Raw genomic sequence first — 14,625 nt, 5'->3', positions numbered from 1 at the left:
CAGCCCATGGACATCGATCAGGCCCGTACCTTTCTGGAAATCGTGCGCTGCGGCAGCCTGGTCGCCGCCGCCGAACGCCTGTTCGTGTCACAAACGGCGATCACTGCGCGGGTCCAGCGCCTTGAGCAGCAACTGGGCTGCCAGTTGTTCGTACGCAGCCGCAACGGCGCCAGCCTGACCAGCGATGGTGAGGCCTTCGTCAGCTATGCCAACCAGCTGGTGCAGACCTGGGAGGCGGCGCGCCGCGACCTGCCGCTGCCCGAAGGTTGCCAGCAAGTGCTGCATGTGGGCGGCGAAGTGAGCCTGGGTAACCCGATGATGCTCGACTGGGTCAGTGCGCTGCACCGCGAACTGCCCAGCCATGCCATCCGCAGCGAAGTGAGCGACGGCGAATCGCTGCTGCGCAAGGTCGAAATGGGCCTGCTGGACGCCGCGCTGGTCTATCAGCCGACCTACGGGCCAGGCCTGCAAGTCGAGCAGTTGATGGAAGAGAAGCTGATCCGCGTGCGCCGGGTCGATCAGCCTGACCCGTACATTTACATCGACTGGGGCGAGGCGTTCCGCCGCCAGCACGACGCCGCCCTGCCCGACTGCGCGCGCCCGGCACTGAGTTTCAACCTCGGGCCGCTGGCCCTGCAGTTCATCCTCGACCAGGGCGGCAGTGGCTACTTCCGAACCCGTGTGGTGCAGGCTTACCTGGACAGCGGCGTGTTCGAGCGCGTGCCGCAGGCGCCAGAGTTCACCTACCCGACGTTCCTGGTGTACCCGCGCAAGCGCGACAGCGAAGCACTGCAACAGGCCTTCGCGATACTCCGCCAGCTGGTGGCTGCCGGCGCCAGCGATTGGTCACAGCGCTGGGACCCGGTTATCTGAGGCACTGCCGGCGGCGCTCAGCAATTGCCGCTTAAGGCCGGCGATCAGGTCGGTCTGGGTGACCACCCCGACCAGTTGGCCATTGTCGAGCACCGGCAGGCAGTGCAGCCCTTGCTCGCACAACAAGGGCAGCAGGCGCTCCAGCGGGTGCTGGCTGCTGACGCTGACCACCCGCCGGCTCATCACCTGCTCCATGCGCACCGCCTTGCGCCCGAACAGGCCGCGCCAGCGGAACCGCCCGCGCTGCATAGCCGGCCCTACCAGGTCACTTAGGCTGACGATGCCGACCAGCTTGCCGTGCTGCAGCACCGGCAGGGTTTTCAGGTGGTGGCTGGCCAGCAGCTTCCACGCCTGCTCCAGGGTGGTGTCTGGTGACGCGAACTGCACATCGCGCGACATCACGGAGGCTGCAGTGATACCGCCCAGGCTGCGCTGCAACGCATGCTGTTCAGTGGCCAGGATGATGCGCTCCAGTTCGTCCCGGGTGACATCGACGAACTCGCCCAGCTCTTCAAGGGCCTGGTCCAAGTCGGCGCCGCTGACCCCGACACGCTCGCTGGGCAGCGGGTCGTGGGTGTGATGCAGCTCTTTGCGTGGAGCCATGCCTTTGGGGTAACGCACGCCAGTCAGGCGGTTGTAGACCACCGCCACTGCCACCAGAATCAGCGCATTGAGCAGCACCGGCTCCAGCAGGTGATCCCCCAGGCCGGCCAGGCCGGGGTCGGCCAGCACCGCACTGACCGCCACACCGCCGCCCGGTGGGTGCAGGCAGCGCAACAGGCACATCACCAGTACCGAAAGCGCCAGAGCAGCAGCAGCCACCCAAAGCTCAGGCCCGAACCCCTGGCGCATGGCCAGGCCGACGGCGCCCGCCAGGGCGTAACTGCCCAGCACGGGCCAGGGCTGGGCCAAAGGCCCGGAATGCACGGCAAATACCAACACTGCCGAGGCGGCCAAAGGGCCCAGAAGGTGCAAAGCGATGCCGGGGCCATAGGCCATGCTGGTCAGCCAGCCGGCCAGGAACAGGCCAAGCAAGGCGCCGATACCAGCGCGCAGCCATTCTTTGGGGGGAATATTCAGGGGTGCGGGCAACAGCCGCTGCAGACGACTTTCGGAACGCGAGGCAGGCATGTGAATAATCGAAATCGTAGTTTTTCTGGTTAAAAAGAAAGCCCAGCCGCGCTGGCCTGGGCCCTGTATTGCCAGAGCAATAGCGCAAGGGGCTCCGTCCGTGGAGAGATGGAAACTGGGAAGTTTCGTGCGGGGATTGTGCCGGGTGGGATTGGCGAGGGCCAATTCAAAAAAATGCGCCTGTACTGCAATTTTTTTGCAGTGGTGATCTGCTCACAGGGCCGCTGCGGCAATGCTGTGGGAGCGGCCTTGCGTCGCGAAAGGGGCGCGAAGCGGCCACGGCATTATCTAACCCTGCGCGGCAAGTCGATGCTCACCCGCAACCCGCCCAATGGGCTCTGAAGCAACGCCAGTTGCCCGCCCCAGGCCTCGACGATATCGCGCACGATACCCAGCCCCAGGCCATGCCCATCGACCTGCTCATCCAGCCGCGAGCCCCGTTCCAGCACCTGCAGGCGCTGGTTTTCTGGAATACCTGGGCCATCATCGTCGACCCACAACCGGTAACCGCCGTCGCTCGGTGCAATGCCCAGGCGCACTTCGCAGTCTGCCCATTTGCAAGCGTTGTCCAGCAGGTTGCCCAGCAACTCCAGAACGTCCTCGCGGTCCCACGGCAACAGCAGCCCCGGCGGTACGTCCCGCTCAAGCAGCAGGCCTTCGCCGTGGATCATGCCCAAGGTGCTCAACAACCCCGGCAATTCGGCATCGCAATCGAACTGGGCACCGGGCAAGGCGTCACCCGCCAGGCGAGCGCGGTTGAGTTCGCGTGCCAGGCGCTGCTGAATGTGCTCAAGCTGCGCGCGCATTTGCTCGCGCACGTCAGGCAGGCCCTCCAAACGCGCGCTGGACGCCAGGCTCAGCAACACCGCCAACGGCGTCTTCAGCGCATGGCCAAGGTTGCCCAGGGCATTGCGCGAGCGCCGCAGGCTGTCTTCGGTGTGGCTCAGCAAGTGGTTGATCTGCCCCACCAGCGGTACCAGCTCGACAGGTACTTCGGCATCCAGTTGCGAGCGCTGCCCTTGTTGCAGCTGGGCGATCTGCTGGCGGGCACGCTCCAGCGGGCGCAATGAGCGCTTAACCGTGACGCGCTGGAGCACCAGCACCAGTATCAACGCCACCAGCCCCATGCCCAGGCCGATCTGCTGCATGCGCCGGAAGCCTTCACGCACCGGTGAGTAATCCTGCGCCACGCTGATCGAGATGTCCTGGCCTAGGCGGCGATAGTCAGCGCGCAGCGCCAGCAATTGCTGCCCCTCTGGGCCCAGCTCGTGGCTATCGGAAAGCCCAGGGGCGGCGGGCTTGGGCATGTCCAGGTCCCACAGCGAACGCGAGCGCCAGGTGCCTTGGTCAAAATCGATGCGAAAGTAATACCCGGAAAACGGCCGCTGATAGGCCGCAGATATGCGCCGCTCGTCCAACTGCAAACCTGAAGGCCCCCGCACCAGGGCCACCAGCAGGTTCTCGCTTTCCTTGCGCAAGCCGTTTTCCAGGTAGCGCTGCAGGCCCGCCTCGAACAGCCACAGAGTGAGTTGCGCCAGCACCACACCCACCACCACCAGCACGGCCACCAGACCCAGGCTCAGCCGCGCCTGAATCGACTTCACGCGACGCTTCCGGCGTAGATATAGCCTTGCCCGCGACGCGTCTCGATCACACTGCGGCCCAACTTGCGGCGCAGGTGGTTGACGTGCACTTCAAGGACATTGGAATCGCGCTCGGTCTCGCCATCGTAAAGGTGCTCGGCCAGGTGGCTCTTGGACAGGATCTGCTGCGGGTGCAGCATGAAATAACGCAGCAGCCGAAACTCGGCAGCGGTCAGCTGGATATCGACACCGTCACGGCTCACGCACTGCCGGCTTTCATCCAGGTGCAGGCCGGCGGCTTCCAAGGTGGGCTGGTTGGCCAGGCCACGGGCACGGCGCAGTAACGCCTGGATGCGCAACTGCAACTCTTCGGGGTGGAAGGGTTTGCTCAGGTAGTCGTCGGCACCGGCCTTGAGGCCTTCGATGCGCTCGGCCCAGGAGCCGCGCGCGGTCAGCACCAGCACTGGCGTGGCCAGGCCAGCGGCACGCCACTGGGCGAGCACGTCGAGCCCCGGCAAGCCTGGCAGGCCGAGGTCCAGGATAATCAGGTCGTAGGGTTCGCTCTGGCCCTGGTACACCGCATCGCGGCCATCGGCCAGCCAGTCAACGGCGTAGCCCTGGCGCTGCAGGCCGGCGATCAGTTCATCGGCCAGCGGAACATTGTCCTCGACAAGCAACAGGCGCATTCAGTCGTCTTCCTCGTCTTTGAGCAGGGCACCGGTACTGGCGTCTAGCTTGATTTCGCGGACCACACCTTCGGCAGTCAGCAACTCGACTTCGTATTCGTAGCGATCGTCGTCTTCTTCCAGCTCGGCCTCCAGCAAACGCGCCCCGGGGTGACGCCCCAGGGCGGTTTCCAGCAGCTGTTCGAGCGGCAGGATGACGCCCTTCTGGCGCAACGCCAGGGCCTCATCCTGATCCAGGTCACGGGCAGCCGCCAGGGAGCAGACAGCCAGCAGCGAAAGCGCGAGGTATCGCGCCGGCCGCGGTAAGTGGATCATCAGTTGTCTCGTGCGTCCTTGAGTACTTCACCGGTCTTGGCATCCAGGTCGACGTCCCACTCGACGTTCTGTGCGTCGCGCAGCTCGACCTTGTAGATGTAGCGGCCGTATTCGTCTTCAAGTTCCGAGTCGGTGACCGTGGCGCCCGGGTGCTTGGCCATGGCGGTGGCTTTCAGCTCATCCAGCGACTTGATGGTCTTGGCGTTGACCAGTTTGACCACTTCGTCAGGCTGAACGTCCTTGGCGAAAGCGGCATTGGCGCCCAGGGTAAGGGCGGCGGCGGTGAACAGGGCAATCAAGGTTTTCATCGTGTCTTCTCTCCTGAGAGATGTTCAAGTTGTCTACGGGGTTAAGATTACCCAGCGGTCCTTAATTCAACCTGAAAACAGCTGGCGCCATGATAAACTGCGCGCATTCTTGATTCATACAGAGTTCTGACAGCGTGGAAATTTTCAAAGAGTTCACATTCGAATCGGCCCACCGCCTGCCGCACGTTCCTGCCGGGCACAAGTGTGGTCGCCTGCATGGTCACTCGTTCAAGGTCGGCCTGCACCTGACCGGCCCGCTTGACCCGCACACCGGGTGGATTCGTGATTTTTCCGAGATCAAGGCGATCTTCAAGCCGATCTACGAACAGCTGGACCACAACTACCTGAATGACATTCCAGGCCTTGAAAACCCCACCAGCGAAGTGATCGCCAAGTGGATCTGGGAACAGGTCAAACCGTTGCTGCCAGAGCTGTCCAAGGTGCGCATTCACGAGACCTGCACCAGCGGGTGCGAATATACCGGCGACTGAGCCGAGAAATATTCCGGACTCTTCGCGGGGCAAGCCCGCGAAGAGGCCAGTGAAATTTCAGCCCTGCCCATTCTCCAGGGCATCGCGCAAGAAGCTCGGGGCGATATAGCGCTGGTAATGCGCCTCGGACAGCAGAAAGAACTCGCGGTCGATGGCGTCGCGCAGTTGCGGCAACTCCCAGCCTCGAAACTCCGGCAGCAATACCATGCCGTAAGCCTCCAGGTCACGGATCATCCGGGCCCCACGGGCGATCAACTGGTAAGCCCAGCAATATTCCGACTGTTGATCCACAAAGCGGATGGAGCGCTGCTCCAACTGCAGGCGCAGCAGGCTTTTGTCGAAGACTTCCAGCTTGGCCATCATCACCTGCACCAGCAACTGCTCCAGACGCAGCCACACGGCGCGTTTCTGCGCGTCGTCGTAGCCGTTCCAGTTGATCACTTCGTGGTGAAAACGCTTGCAGCCGCGGCATACCGTGTCTCCGTACACCGTGGAGCACAGGCCGACGCAAGGGGTTTTGATGGACTTGTTGGACATGAAAAACAACAGCTTGGCGGTGGAACACGGGCCCATGTTAGCCCTTTGTCTAACCAGGGTCACTCGTTAAAGTCATCTTCGCCGCCTTACCTTCAGGCTTTTTTTGCCGTAGAATCATCCGGCCTTTTCAAGGCAACAATGTCCGTTGGAAGCTGTTTTCAAAGCGTCACGAGCACAGTTAATCCGGTAGAACGGCGTTGGCCCGGGCCATGCACCCTCGCATGCCCGTGCCAGCCCTCATCAGCTCCCCGTTCTGCAGGCGTAAAACTTTGAAAGCAGCTTCTGTAAGGATTCTCTGCGACCCTGGCTGGGCGGCCCAAGAAGCCGTCATTGCGCATGGGTGCAGGGAATGCTGGATGAGCGTCCCGGACTCCCTTTAGGGACCACTGATGAGGGTAATAACTGTGCTTGAAGCCTACCGCAAACACATCGAAGAGCGTGCCGCCCTGGGTATCGTGCCCCAGCCGCTGAACGCCGAACAAACTGCAGGCCTGGTCGAGCTGCTGAAAAACCCGCCGGCCGGCGAAGAAGCCTTCCTCGTAGACCTGATCACCAACCGTGTACCGCCAGGGGTCGACGAAGCTGCCTATGTCAAGGCTGCCTTCCTGTCCGCCGTGGCCAAGGGCGAAACCAAATCCCCGCTGATCGACCGCAAGCTCGCCACCGAGTTGCTGGGCACCATGCAGGGCGGCTACAACATCGAAACGCTGGTCGCGCTGCTGGATGACGCCGAACTGGGCGCCGTCGCGGCCGAAAAGCTCAAGCACACCCTGCTGATGTTCGATGCCTTCCACGACGTGGCCGAAAAAGCCAAGGCGGGCAACGTCCACGCCAAGGCCGTGCTCGAGTCCTGGGCTGCCGGCGAGTGGTTCACCTCGCGTCCGGCCATCGCCGACAAGTACACCCTGACCGTATTCAAGGTGCCTGGCGAAACCAACACCGACGACCTGTCCCCTGCCCCGGACGCCTGGTCGCGCCCTGACATCCCGCTGCACGCCCTGGCCATGCTGAAAATGGCCCGTGACGGCATCGAGCCACAGCAGCCAGGTTCGGTCGGCCCTCTGGCCCAGATCGAAGCGGTCAAGGCCAAAGGCTTCCCAGTCGCCTACGTGGGTGACGTGGTCGGTACCGGCTCGTCGCGCAAATCCGCCACAAACTCGGTGCTGTGGTTCTTCGGTGACGACATTCCGTACGTGCCGAACAAGCGCGCCGGTGGCTTCTGCTTCGGCACCAAGATCGCCCCGATCTTCTACAACACCATGGAAGACGCCGGCGCCCTGCCAATCGAGTTCGACTGCACCAACCTGGCCATGGGCGACGTCATCGACGTCTACCCGTTCAAAGGTGAAGTGCGCCGTCACGGCAGCGACGAACTGGTCACCAACTTCGAGCTGAAAACCGAAGTGCTGCTGGACGAAGTCCGCGCGGGTGGTCGTATCCCGCTGATCGTTGGCCGTGGCCTGACCGATAAAGCCCGCGCCGAGCTGGGCCTGGGCCCTGTCGACCTGTTCAAGAAACCGGAACAGCCTGCCGCTTCGACCAAGGGCTTCACCCTGGCGCAGAAGATGGTCGGCCGTGCGTGCGGCCTGCCAGAAGGCCAGGGCGTACGCCCAGGTGCCTACTGCGAGCCGAAGATGACCACCGTCGGTTCCCAGGACACCACTGGCCCGATGACCCGCGACGAGCTGAAAGACCTGGCGTGCCTGGGCTTCTCCGCTGACCTGGTCATGCAGTCGTTCTGCCACACTGCGGCCTATCCGAAGCCGATCGACGTCACCACCCACCACACCCTGCCAGACTTCATCCGCACCCGTGGCGGCGTGTCGCTGCGCCCAGGCGACGGCATCATCCACAGCTGGCTGAACCGCATGCTGATGCCTGACACCGTCGGTACCGGTGGCGACTCGCACACCCGCTTCCCGATCGGCATCTCGTTCCCGGCCGGTTCCGGCCTGGTGGCCTTCGCCGCCGCCACCGGCGTCATGCCGCTGGACATGCCAGAGTCGATCCTGGTGCGTTTCAAGGGCAAGCTGCAACCTGGCATCACCCTGCGTGACCTGGTTCATGCCATCCCTTACTACGCCATCCAGAAGGGCCTGCTGACCGTCGAGAAGAAGGGCAAGAAAAACGCCTTCTCCGGCCGCATCCTGGAAATCGAAGGCCTGGACGAACTGACCGTCGAGCAAGCGTTCGAACTGTCCGACGCCTCGGCTGAACGTTCGGCTGCCGGTTGCACCATCAAGCTGCCAGAAAAGGCCATCGCCGAGTACCTGACTTCCAACATCACCCTGCTGCGCTGGATGATCGGCGAAGGCTACGGCGATGCCCGCACCCTGGAGCGTCGCGCCCAGGCCATGGAAGCTTGGCTGGCCAAGCCTGAGCTGCTGTCGGCCGACGCCGATGCCGAATACGCCGAAATCATCGAAATCGACCTGGCCGACGTCAAAGAGCCTGTGCTCTGCGCGCCGAACGACCCGGACGATGCCCGCCTGCTGTCTTCGGTACAGGGCGAGAAGATCGACGAAGTGTTCATCGGTTCGTGCATGACCAACATCGGTCACTTCCGCGCTGCCGGCAAACTGCTGGAGAAGGTCAAGGGTGGCATTCCGACCCGTCTGTGGCTGGCTCCGCCAACCAAGATGGACGCTCACCAGCTGACCGAAGAAGGCTACTACGGCATCTACGGCAAAGCCGGTGCACGCATGGAAATGCCAGGCTGCTCGCTGTGCATGGGTAACCAGGCACGTGTGCAGACCGGTTCGACCGTGGTTTCCACCTCGACCCGTAACTTCCCGAACCGTCTGGGCGACGCCACCAACGTGTACCTGGCATCGGCCGAGCTGGCTGCTGTCGCTTCGATCATCGGCAAACTGCCGACTGTCGAAGAGTACATGCAGTACGCGCAGGACATCGACAGCATGGCTGCCGACGTCTACCGCTACCTGAGCTTCGACCAGATCGCCGAGTTCCGCGAGGCTGCGGCCAACGCCAAGATCCCGGTTGTTCAAGCGTAATAGCAGTACGCTGTAAGAAAAAACCCCAGCAGAAATGCTGGGGTTTTTTTATTGCCCTCTCGGGGCTCCTCGCGGGCAGCGTCAAGCTCAGATGACGAACAAATCCACAAACCTGTGCACCGCCGTCGCCTCCAGCTTTTGCTGATCCTCGCACAGCTCGAAAATCGCCTCACACCGTTGCCGCGCAAACCGCGTCGCCAGGTTCTCCCTGAACTTCGCCTCCAGCAAGGGGATGCCCTCCCCGCGCCGACGCCTGTGCCCGACCGGGTACTCCACCACCACCTGCTCGGTGCTGCTGCCATCCTTGAAAAACACCTGCAAGCCGTTGGCGATCGAGCGCTTGTCAGCCTCCAGGTATTCACGGGTAAAGCGCGGGTCCTCGACCACCTCCATCTTGTCGCGCAAGCGGTCGATACTCGGGTGGGCAGCGTGGAAGACATCCTCGTAATGCTCGGCCACCAGATGGCCAAAAATCAGCGGCACCGCCACCATGTACTGCAGGCAGTGATCACGATCAGCGGCATTGGCCAGTGGGCCGACCTTGGAAATGATGCGAATTGCCGACTCCTGCGTAGTAATGACAATACGGTCCACCTCATGCAGGCGATTGCGCACCTGCGGGTGCAGCAGGACGGCGGCTTCACAGGCCGTCTGGGCGTGGAACTCGGCCGGGAAACTGACTTTGAACAGCACGTTCTCCATCACATAGCTGGCCAAGGGCTGCGGCAGGCGCAACTCCTGCTGGGCAGAGGGCTTGAGCGCCAGGTCCTTGTTGGTATGACTGAATGACACGTCATAGAAGCCCCATTGCGGCGCCGTGAGCACGCCAGGCACACCCATCTCGCCACGCAGCGCGATATCGGCCAGGCGCACCCCCCGGCTGGACGCATCGCCCGCAGCCCAGGACTTGCGCGAGCCTGCGTTGGGTGCATGGCGGTAGGTGCGCAGCGCCTGGCCATCGACAAAGGCATGCGACAACGCCGACAGCAGTTGCTCGCGGCTGGCCCCCATCAGCTTGGCGCACACGGCCGTGGAAGCCACCTTGACCAGGATCACGTGGTCCAGGCCCACGCGATTGAACGAATTCTCCAGCGCCAACACGCCCTGGATCTCGTGCGCCATGACCATGGCTTCGAGCACTTCGCGCATCAGCAGCGGGCTTTCACCCTTTGCCACGTGTTTTTGCGACAGGTGATCGGCCACGGCCAGAATGCCGCCGAGGTTGTCCGAAGGGTGCGCCCACTCGGCGGCCAGCCAAGTGTCGTTGTAGTCCAGCCAGCGCACGATGCAGCCAATGTCCCAGGCGGCCTTGACCGGATCGAGGCGGTAGGCGGTGCCGGGCACGCGGGCGCCGTTCGGTACCACCGTGCCCTCTACCAACGGGCCGAGGTGTTTGGTGCATTCGGGGAAGCGCAGGGCCAGCAGGCCGCAGCCCAGGGTGTCCATCAGGCAGTTGCGCGCGGTGTCCAGTGCCTCCGGGGATTCGACCCGGTAGGTGAGGACGTAATCGGCGAGGGTTTGCAGCACCCGGTCGTAGTCGGGGCGCTGGTTAAGGTCCACGTTGGCGCTCATTTGCAGCTCCTGTGATTGTGGGGCTGCCTGGCAGCCCATCGCCGGCAAGCCAGCTCCCACAGGTTCGGTGTGGGAGCCGGCTTGCCGGCGATGGGCCGCGAAGCGGCCCCAGTCATCGAACGCCGAGCGCCAGTGGTGCGTCAGAAACTATCGCCAGGAACCCTCACCCAGCCTTCCATCAGCACGCGAGCACTGCGGCTCATGATTGCCTTGGTCACCGTCCATTCGCCCCTCACCTGACGCGCCTCGGCGCCAACCCGCAGGGTACCGGAAGGGTGACCGAACCGTACGGCACTGCGCTCGCGCCCGCCGGCGGCGAGGTTGACCAGCGTGCCTGGGATGGCGGCAGCGGTACCGATGGCGACCGCGGCAGTGCCCATCATCGCGTGGTGCAGCTTGCCCATGGACAATGCACGCACCAACAGGTCGATGTCAGCCGCCGCAACCACCTTGCCACTGGACGCAGTGTAGGTGCTCGGTGGCGCGACGAAGGCCACTTTCGGCGTGTGCTGACGCCCGGCTGCCTGGTCGACATGCTCGATCAGCCCCATGCGCACGGCGCCGTAGGCACGGATCGTCTCGAAACGCAGCAGCGCTTGCGGGTCACCGTTGATCGCGTCCTGCAGCTCGGCGCCGGTGTAGCCGATATCGCTGGCATTGACGAAGATGGTCGGGATACCCGCATTGATCAGGGTTGCCTTGAACGTGCCAACCCCTGGCACTTCCAGGTCATCTACCAGGTTGCCGGTTGGGAACATCGACCCACCTGCGCCCTCTTCGTCGGCAGCTGGGTCGAGGAATTCCAGCTGAACCTCGGCCGCCGGGAAGGTCACGCCGTCGAGTTCGAAATCCCCGGTTTCCTGGACTTCACCTTCGGTAATCGGCACATGGGCGATGATGGTCTTGCCGATGTTGGCCTGCCAGATGCGCACGGTGGCGATGCCGTTGCGCGGCACCCGCGCCGGGTCGACCAGGCCGCTACTGATGGCGAAGGAACCGACCGCAGCAGACAAGTTGCCGCAGTTACCGCTCCAGTCGACGAAGGCCTTGTCGATGCTGACCTGGCCAAACAGATAGTCGACGTCGTGTTCGGGCTTGATGCTGCGCGAGAGGATCACCGTTTTACTGGTGCTCGAGGTGGCGCCGCCCATGCCATCGATCTGCTTGCCGTAGGGGTCGGGGCTACCGATCACCCGCAACAGCAGCGCATCGCGGGCTGGGCCTGGGATCTGCGCCGGCTCGGGGAGGTCGTCCAGGCGGAAAAATACGCCTTTGCTGGTACCGCCACGGATGTAGGTGGCGGGGATCTTGATTTGTGGTGCGTGTGCCATTGCTGTGCTGTCCTGTCTGAAAATGCAATAACCCTTAGGTCCGCTGCGCGGCCCATCGCCGGCAAGCCAGCTCCTACAGCTACGGCGCAGGCTTCGAATACAGCGCTATCCCTGTAGGAGCCGGCTTGCCGGCGATGGGCTGCAAAGCAGCCCCAAACACTCAAGCAGAAGCTTCGAGGAAGTCTTGGGCAAAGCGCTGCAGCACCCCGCCCGCCTCGTAGATCGACACTTCCTCGGCGGTATCCAGGCGGCACGTCACCGGCACCTCGACCCGCTCGCCATTACGACGGGTAACCACCAGCGTCAGCGTTGCACGCGGCTTGCGCTCACCGAGCACATCATAGGTCTCACTGCCATCCAGACCCAGGGTGTTGCGGTCCGTACCCGGCTTGAACTCCAGCGGCAGCACGCCCATGCCCACCAGGTTGGTGCGGTGAATGCGTTCAAAGCCTTCGGCCACGATCGCCTCGACACCCGCCAGGCGCACGCCCTTGGCCGCCCAGTCACGGGACGAGCCCTGGCCGTAGTCGGCACCAGCGACGATGATCAGCGGCTGCTTGCGCTCCATGTAGGTCTCGATCGCCTCCCACATACGGGTCACCTTGCCTTCCGGCTCGATACGCGCCAACGAGCCCTGCTTCACGCTGCCGTCGTCCTTGCGCACCATCTCGTTGAACAGCTTGGGGTTGGCGAAGGTGGCGCGCTGGGCGGTCAGGTGGTCGCCACGGTGGGTGGCGTAGGAGTTGAAGTCTTCTTCCGGCAGGCCCATCTTCGCCAGGTATTCACCCGCCGCGCTGTCCATCATGATGGCGTTGGACGGTGACAGGTGATCGGTGGTGATGTTGTCCGGCAGCACTGCCAGCGGGCGCATGCCACGCAGGGTGCGCTCACCGGCCAAGGCACCTTCCCAGTACGGCGGACGGCGGATATAGGTGCTCATCGGGCGCCACGCGTACAGCGGCGCCACCTTCGGCCCACGGTCTTCCTCGATGGCGAACATCGGAATGTAAACCTTGCGGAACTGCTCCGGCTTGACCGAGGCACGCACCACGGCGTCGATTTCTTCATCGCTCGGCCAGATATCCTTAAGGCGGATTTCCTTGCCGTCGACCACGCCCAGCACGTCTTTCTCGATGTCGAACCGGATGGTCCCGGCGATGGCGTAGGCCACCACCAGCGGCGGCGAAGCCAGGAACGCCTGCTTGGCGTAAGGGTGGATGCGCCCGTCGAAGTTGCGGTTACCCGACAACACCGCAGTGGCATACAGGTCACGCTCGACGATCTCTTGCTGGATCACCGGGTCCAACGCACCGGACATGCCGTTGCAGGTGGTGCAGGCGAAAGCGACGATGCCAAAGCCCAGGTGCTCCAGCTCTTTCTCAAGCCCTGCTTCTTCCAGGTACAGCTGCACAGCCTTTGAGCCTGGCGCCAGCGAAGATTTGACCCAGGGCTTGCGCGCCAGGCCCAGCTTGTTGGCATTGCGTGCCAAAAGGCCCGCTGCGATCACGTTGCGCGGGTTGCTGGTGTTGGTGCAGCTGGTGATGGCGGCGATGATGACCGCGCCGTCTGGCATTTGCCCCGGGACATCTTCCCAGGCCCCGGCGATGCCCTTGGCCGCCAGGTCGCTGGTGGCCACGCGGGCATGCGGGTTGGACGGGCCGGCCATGTTGCGCACCACGCTCGACAGGTCGAAGCTCAGGGTACGCTCGTAGACGGCGCCGGCCAGGCTGTCGGCCCACAGGCCGGTGGCCTTGGCGTAGGTTTCCACCAGTTTGACCTGCTGCTCTTCGCGGCCGGTCAGCTTGAGGTAGTCGATGGTCTGCTGGTCGATGGCGAACATCGCAGCAGTGGCGCCGTATTCAGGGGCCATGTTGGAGATGGTCGCACGGTCGCCCAGGGTCAGGGCACGGGCACCCTCGCCATGGAACTCGAGGTAGGCGCCGACGACTTTCTGTTTACGCAGGAACTCGGTCAGGGCCAGCACCAGGTCGGTGGCGGTGATGTTCGGCGCCAGCTTGCCGGTCAGCTCGACGCCGACGATTTCCGGCAGGCGCATCCACGAGGCACGGCCGAGCATCACGTTCTCGGCTTCCAGGCCGCCGACACCAATGGCGATCACGCCCAGGGCGTCGACATGCGGGGTGTGGCTGTCGGTGCCGACGCAGGTGTCCGGGTAGGCCACGCCGCGGTCGCTGTGGATCACCGGCGACATCTTCTCCAGGTTGATCTGGTGCATGATGCCGTTGCCCGGCTGGATCACGTCGACGTTCTTGAACGCCTTCTTGGTCCAGTTGATGAAGTGGAAACGGTCTTCGTTACGGCGGTCTTCAATGGCTCGGTTTTTCTCGAACGCCTGTGGGTCGAAACCACCGCATTCGACCGCCAGGGAGTGGTCGACGATCAACTGCACCGGCACCACCGGGTTGACCTGGGCCGGGTCGCCGCCCTTGTCGGCAATGGCGTCACGCAGGCCGGCGAGGTCGACCAGGGCGGTCTGGCCGAGGATGTCGTGGCACACCACGCGCGCCGGGAACCACGGGAAGTCGAGGTCGCGCTTGCGCTCGATCAGTTGGCTGAGCGAGGCGTCGAGGGTGGCGGGGTCGCAGCGGCGCACCAGGTTTTCGGCGAGCACGCGCGAGGTGTAGGGCAACCCGTCGTAGGCGCCGGGCTTGATAGCCTCGACTGCCGCGCGGGCATCGAAGTAGTCCAGGTCGGTGCCTGGCAGGTGCTTGCGGAATGCGGTGTTCATCATGGAATCAGGCTCGGTCACAGGATTCGGAAGGT

The 14,625-nt window shown here is 63.6% G+C and carries 12 protein-coding genes; 3 read left to right on the top strand and 9 right to left on the bottom strand.

What is annotated here, in order from left to right; all coding sequences use genetic code 11:
* The first annotated feature begins 6 nt into the window (after positions 1–6).
* Positions 7–873, top strand: a complete 867-nt coding sequence (locus LOY53_RS09110; protein ID WP_085273236.1) for a LysR family transcriptional regulator — start codon at positions 7–9, stop codon at positions 871–873.
* On the opposite strand, the gene LOY53_RS09105 is transcribed toward LOY53_RS09110, so the two are convergent.
* The 5 genes from LOY53_RS09105 to LOY53_RS09085 all read right to left on the bottom strand — a co-directional run bounded on the left by LOY53_RS09105 (position 847) and on the right by LOY53_RS09085 (position 4,896).
* The gene (locus LOY53_RS09105; protein WP_252827310.1) at positions 847–2,004 is read right to left on the bottom strand and encodes an HPP family protein; all 1,158 of its coding nucleotides are present in this window, start codon (positions 2,002–2,004) and stop codon (positions 847–849) included. The two genes, LOY53_RS09110 and LOY53_RS09105, sit on opposite strands and share 27 nt — an antisense overlap.
* Before the next feature lie 284 nt (positions 2,005–2,288).
* Entirely contained in the window at positions 2,289–3,608 is a 1,320-nt protein-coding gene (locus tag LOY53_RS09100) for a sensor histidine kinase (protein ID WP_252827309.1), read from the bottom strand.
* Positions 3,605–4,273, bottom strand: a complete 669-nt coding sequence (locus tag LOY53_RS09095) for a response regulator transcription factor (protein ID WP_027593911.1) — start codon at positions 4,271–4,273, stop codon at positions 3,605–3,607. The genes LOY53_RS09100 and LOY53_RS09095 overlap by 4 nt, the downstream gene beginning before the upstream one ends.
* Positions 4,274–4,588, bottom strand: coding sequence for a PepSY domain-containing protein (locus LOY53_RS09090; RefSeq protein ID WP_027593912.1), 315 nt, complete (start codon positions 4,586–4,588; stop codon positions 4,274–4,276). It lies immediately after the preceding gene.
* The gene (locus tag LOY53_RS09085; protein ID WP_258703885.1) at positions 4,588–4,896 is read right to left on the bottom strand and encodes a PepSY domain-containing protein; all 309 of its coding nucleotides are present in this window, start codon (positions 4,894–4,896) and stop codon (positions 4,588–4,590) included. The genes LOY53_RS09090 and LOY53_RS09085 overlap by 1 nt, the downstream gene beginning before the upstream one ends.
* Positions 4,897–5,030: 134 nt before the next feature.
* Here LOY53_RS09085 and queD point away from each other — a divergent pair, with 134 nt between their 5' ends.
* Positions 5,031–5,387, top strand: coding sequence for a 6-carboxytetrahydropterin synthase QueD (gene queD, locus LOY53_RS09080; RefSeq protein WP_033699061.1), 357 nt, complete (start codon positions 5,031–5,033; stop codon positions 5,385–5,387).
* 57 nt (positions 5,388–5,444) lie between these two features.
* Here the strand turns inward: queD and LOY53_RS09075 are convergent, their stop codons facing one another.
* The gene (locus tag LOY53_RS09075) at positions 5,445–5,924 is read right to left on the bottom strand and encodes a DUF1289 domain-containing protein (RefSeq protein WP_177323889.1); all 480 of its coding nucleotides are present in this window, start codon (positions 5,922–5,924) and stop codon (positions 5,445–5,447) included.
* Positions 5,925–6,328: 404 nt separating this feature from the next.
* On the opposite strand from LOY53_RS09075, the gene acnB reads away from it, so the two are divergent.
* Positions 6,329–8,938, top strand: coding sequence for a bifunctional aconitate hydratase 2/2-methylisocitrate dehydratase (gene acnB, locus LOY53_RS09070; protein ID WP_099429920.1), 2,610 nt, complete (start codon positions 6,329–6,331; stop codon positions 8,936–8,938).
* Between the two features lie 87 nt (positions 8,939–9,025).
* On the opposite strand, the gene prpD is transcribed toward acnB, so the two are convergent.
* The 3 genes from prpD to acnD all read right to left on the bottom strand — a co-directional run bounded on the left by prpD (position 9,026) and on the right by acnD (position 14,590).
* On the bottom strand, positions 9,026–10,510 hold the full coding sequence (gene prpD, locus LOY53_RS09065) for a 2-methylcitrate dehydratase (protein ID WP_258703884.1): 1,485 nt from the start codon (positions 10,508–10,510) through the stop codon (positions 9,026–9,028).
* Positions 10,511–10,650: 140 nt separating this feature from the next.
* Entirely contained in the window at positions 10,651–11,841 is a 1,191-nt protein-coding gene (gene prpF / locus LOY53_RS09060; RefSeq protein ID WP_258703883.1) for a 2-methylaconitate cis-trans isomerase PrpF, read from the bottom strand.
* Between the two features lie 160 nt (positions 11,842–12,001).
* Positions 12,002–14,590: a Fe/S-dependent 2-methylisocitrate dehydratase AcnD gene (acnD, locus tag LOY53_RS09055; RefSeq protein WP_085273352.1), complete on the bottom strand. Its 2,589-nt coding sequence runs from the start codon at positions 14,588–14,590 to the stop codon at positions 12,002–12,004.
* Positions 14,591–14,625 lie beyond the last annotated feature (35 nt).

This window comes from Pseudomonas sp. B21-031, from assembly GCF_024748985.1.
GTDB classification, from domain to species: Bacteria; Pseudomonadota; Gammaproteobacteria; order Pseudomonadales; family Pseudomonadaceae; genus Aquipseudomonas; species Aquipseudomonas kermanshahensis.
The sequence above is the reverse complement of the archived record's forward strand: the minus strand, read 5'-3'. Positions and strand labels throughout refer to the sequence as shown.

Excerpts from the sequence above, each read along its gene's own strand:
- LOY53_RS09085 (WP_258703885.1), bottom strand. The coding sequence starts at position 4,896 with ATGAAAACCTTGATTGCCCTGTTCACCGCCGCCGCCCTTACCCTGGGC.
- LOY53_RS09090 (WP_027593912.1), bottom strand. The coding sequence starts at position 4,588 with ATGATCCACTTACCGCGGCCGGCGCGATACCTCGCGCTTTCGCTGCTG.
- acnD (WP_085273352.1), bottom strand. The coding sequence starts at position 14,590 with ATGAACACCGCATTCCGCAAGCACCTGCCAGGCACCGACCTGGACTAC.
- prpD (WP_258703884.1), bottom strand. The coding sequence starts at position 10,510 with ATGAGCGCCAACGTGGACCTTAACCAGCGCCCCGACTACGACCGGGTG.
- LOY53_RS09095 (WP_027593911.1), bottom strand. The coding sequence starts at position 4,273 with ATGCGCCTGTTGCTTGTCGAGGACAATGTTCCGCTGGCCGATGAACTG.
- LOY53_RS09075 (WP_177323889.1), bottom strand. The coding sequence starts at position 5,924 with ATGTCCAACAAGTCCATCAAAACCCCTTGCGTCGGCCTGTGCTCCACG.
- LOY53_RS09105 (WP_252827310.1), bottom strand. The coding sequence starts at position 2,004 with ATGCCTGCCTCGCGTTCCGAAAGTCGTCTGCAGCGGCTGTTGCCCGCA.
- prpF (WP_258703883.1), bottom strand. The coding sequence starts at position 11,841 with ATGGCACACGCACCACAAATCAAGATCCCCGCCACCTACATCCGTGGC.
- LOY53_RS09110 (WP_085273236.1), top strand. The coding sequence starts at position 7 with ATGGACATCGATCAGGCCCGTACCTTTCTGGAAATCGTGCGCTGCGGC.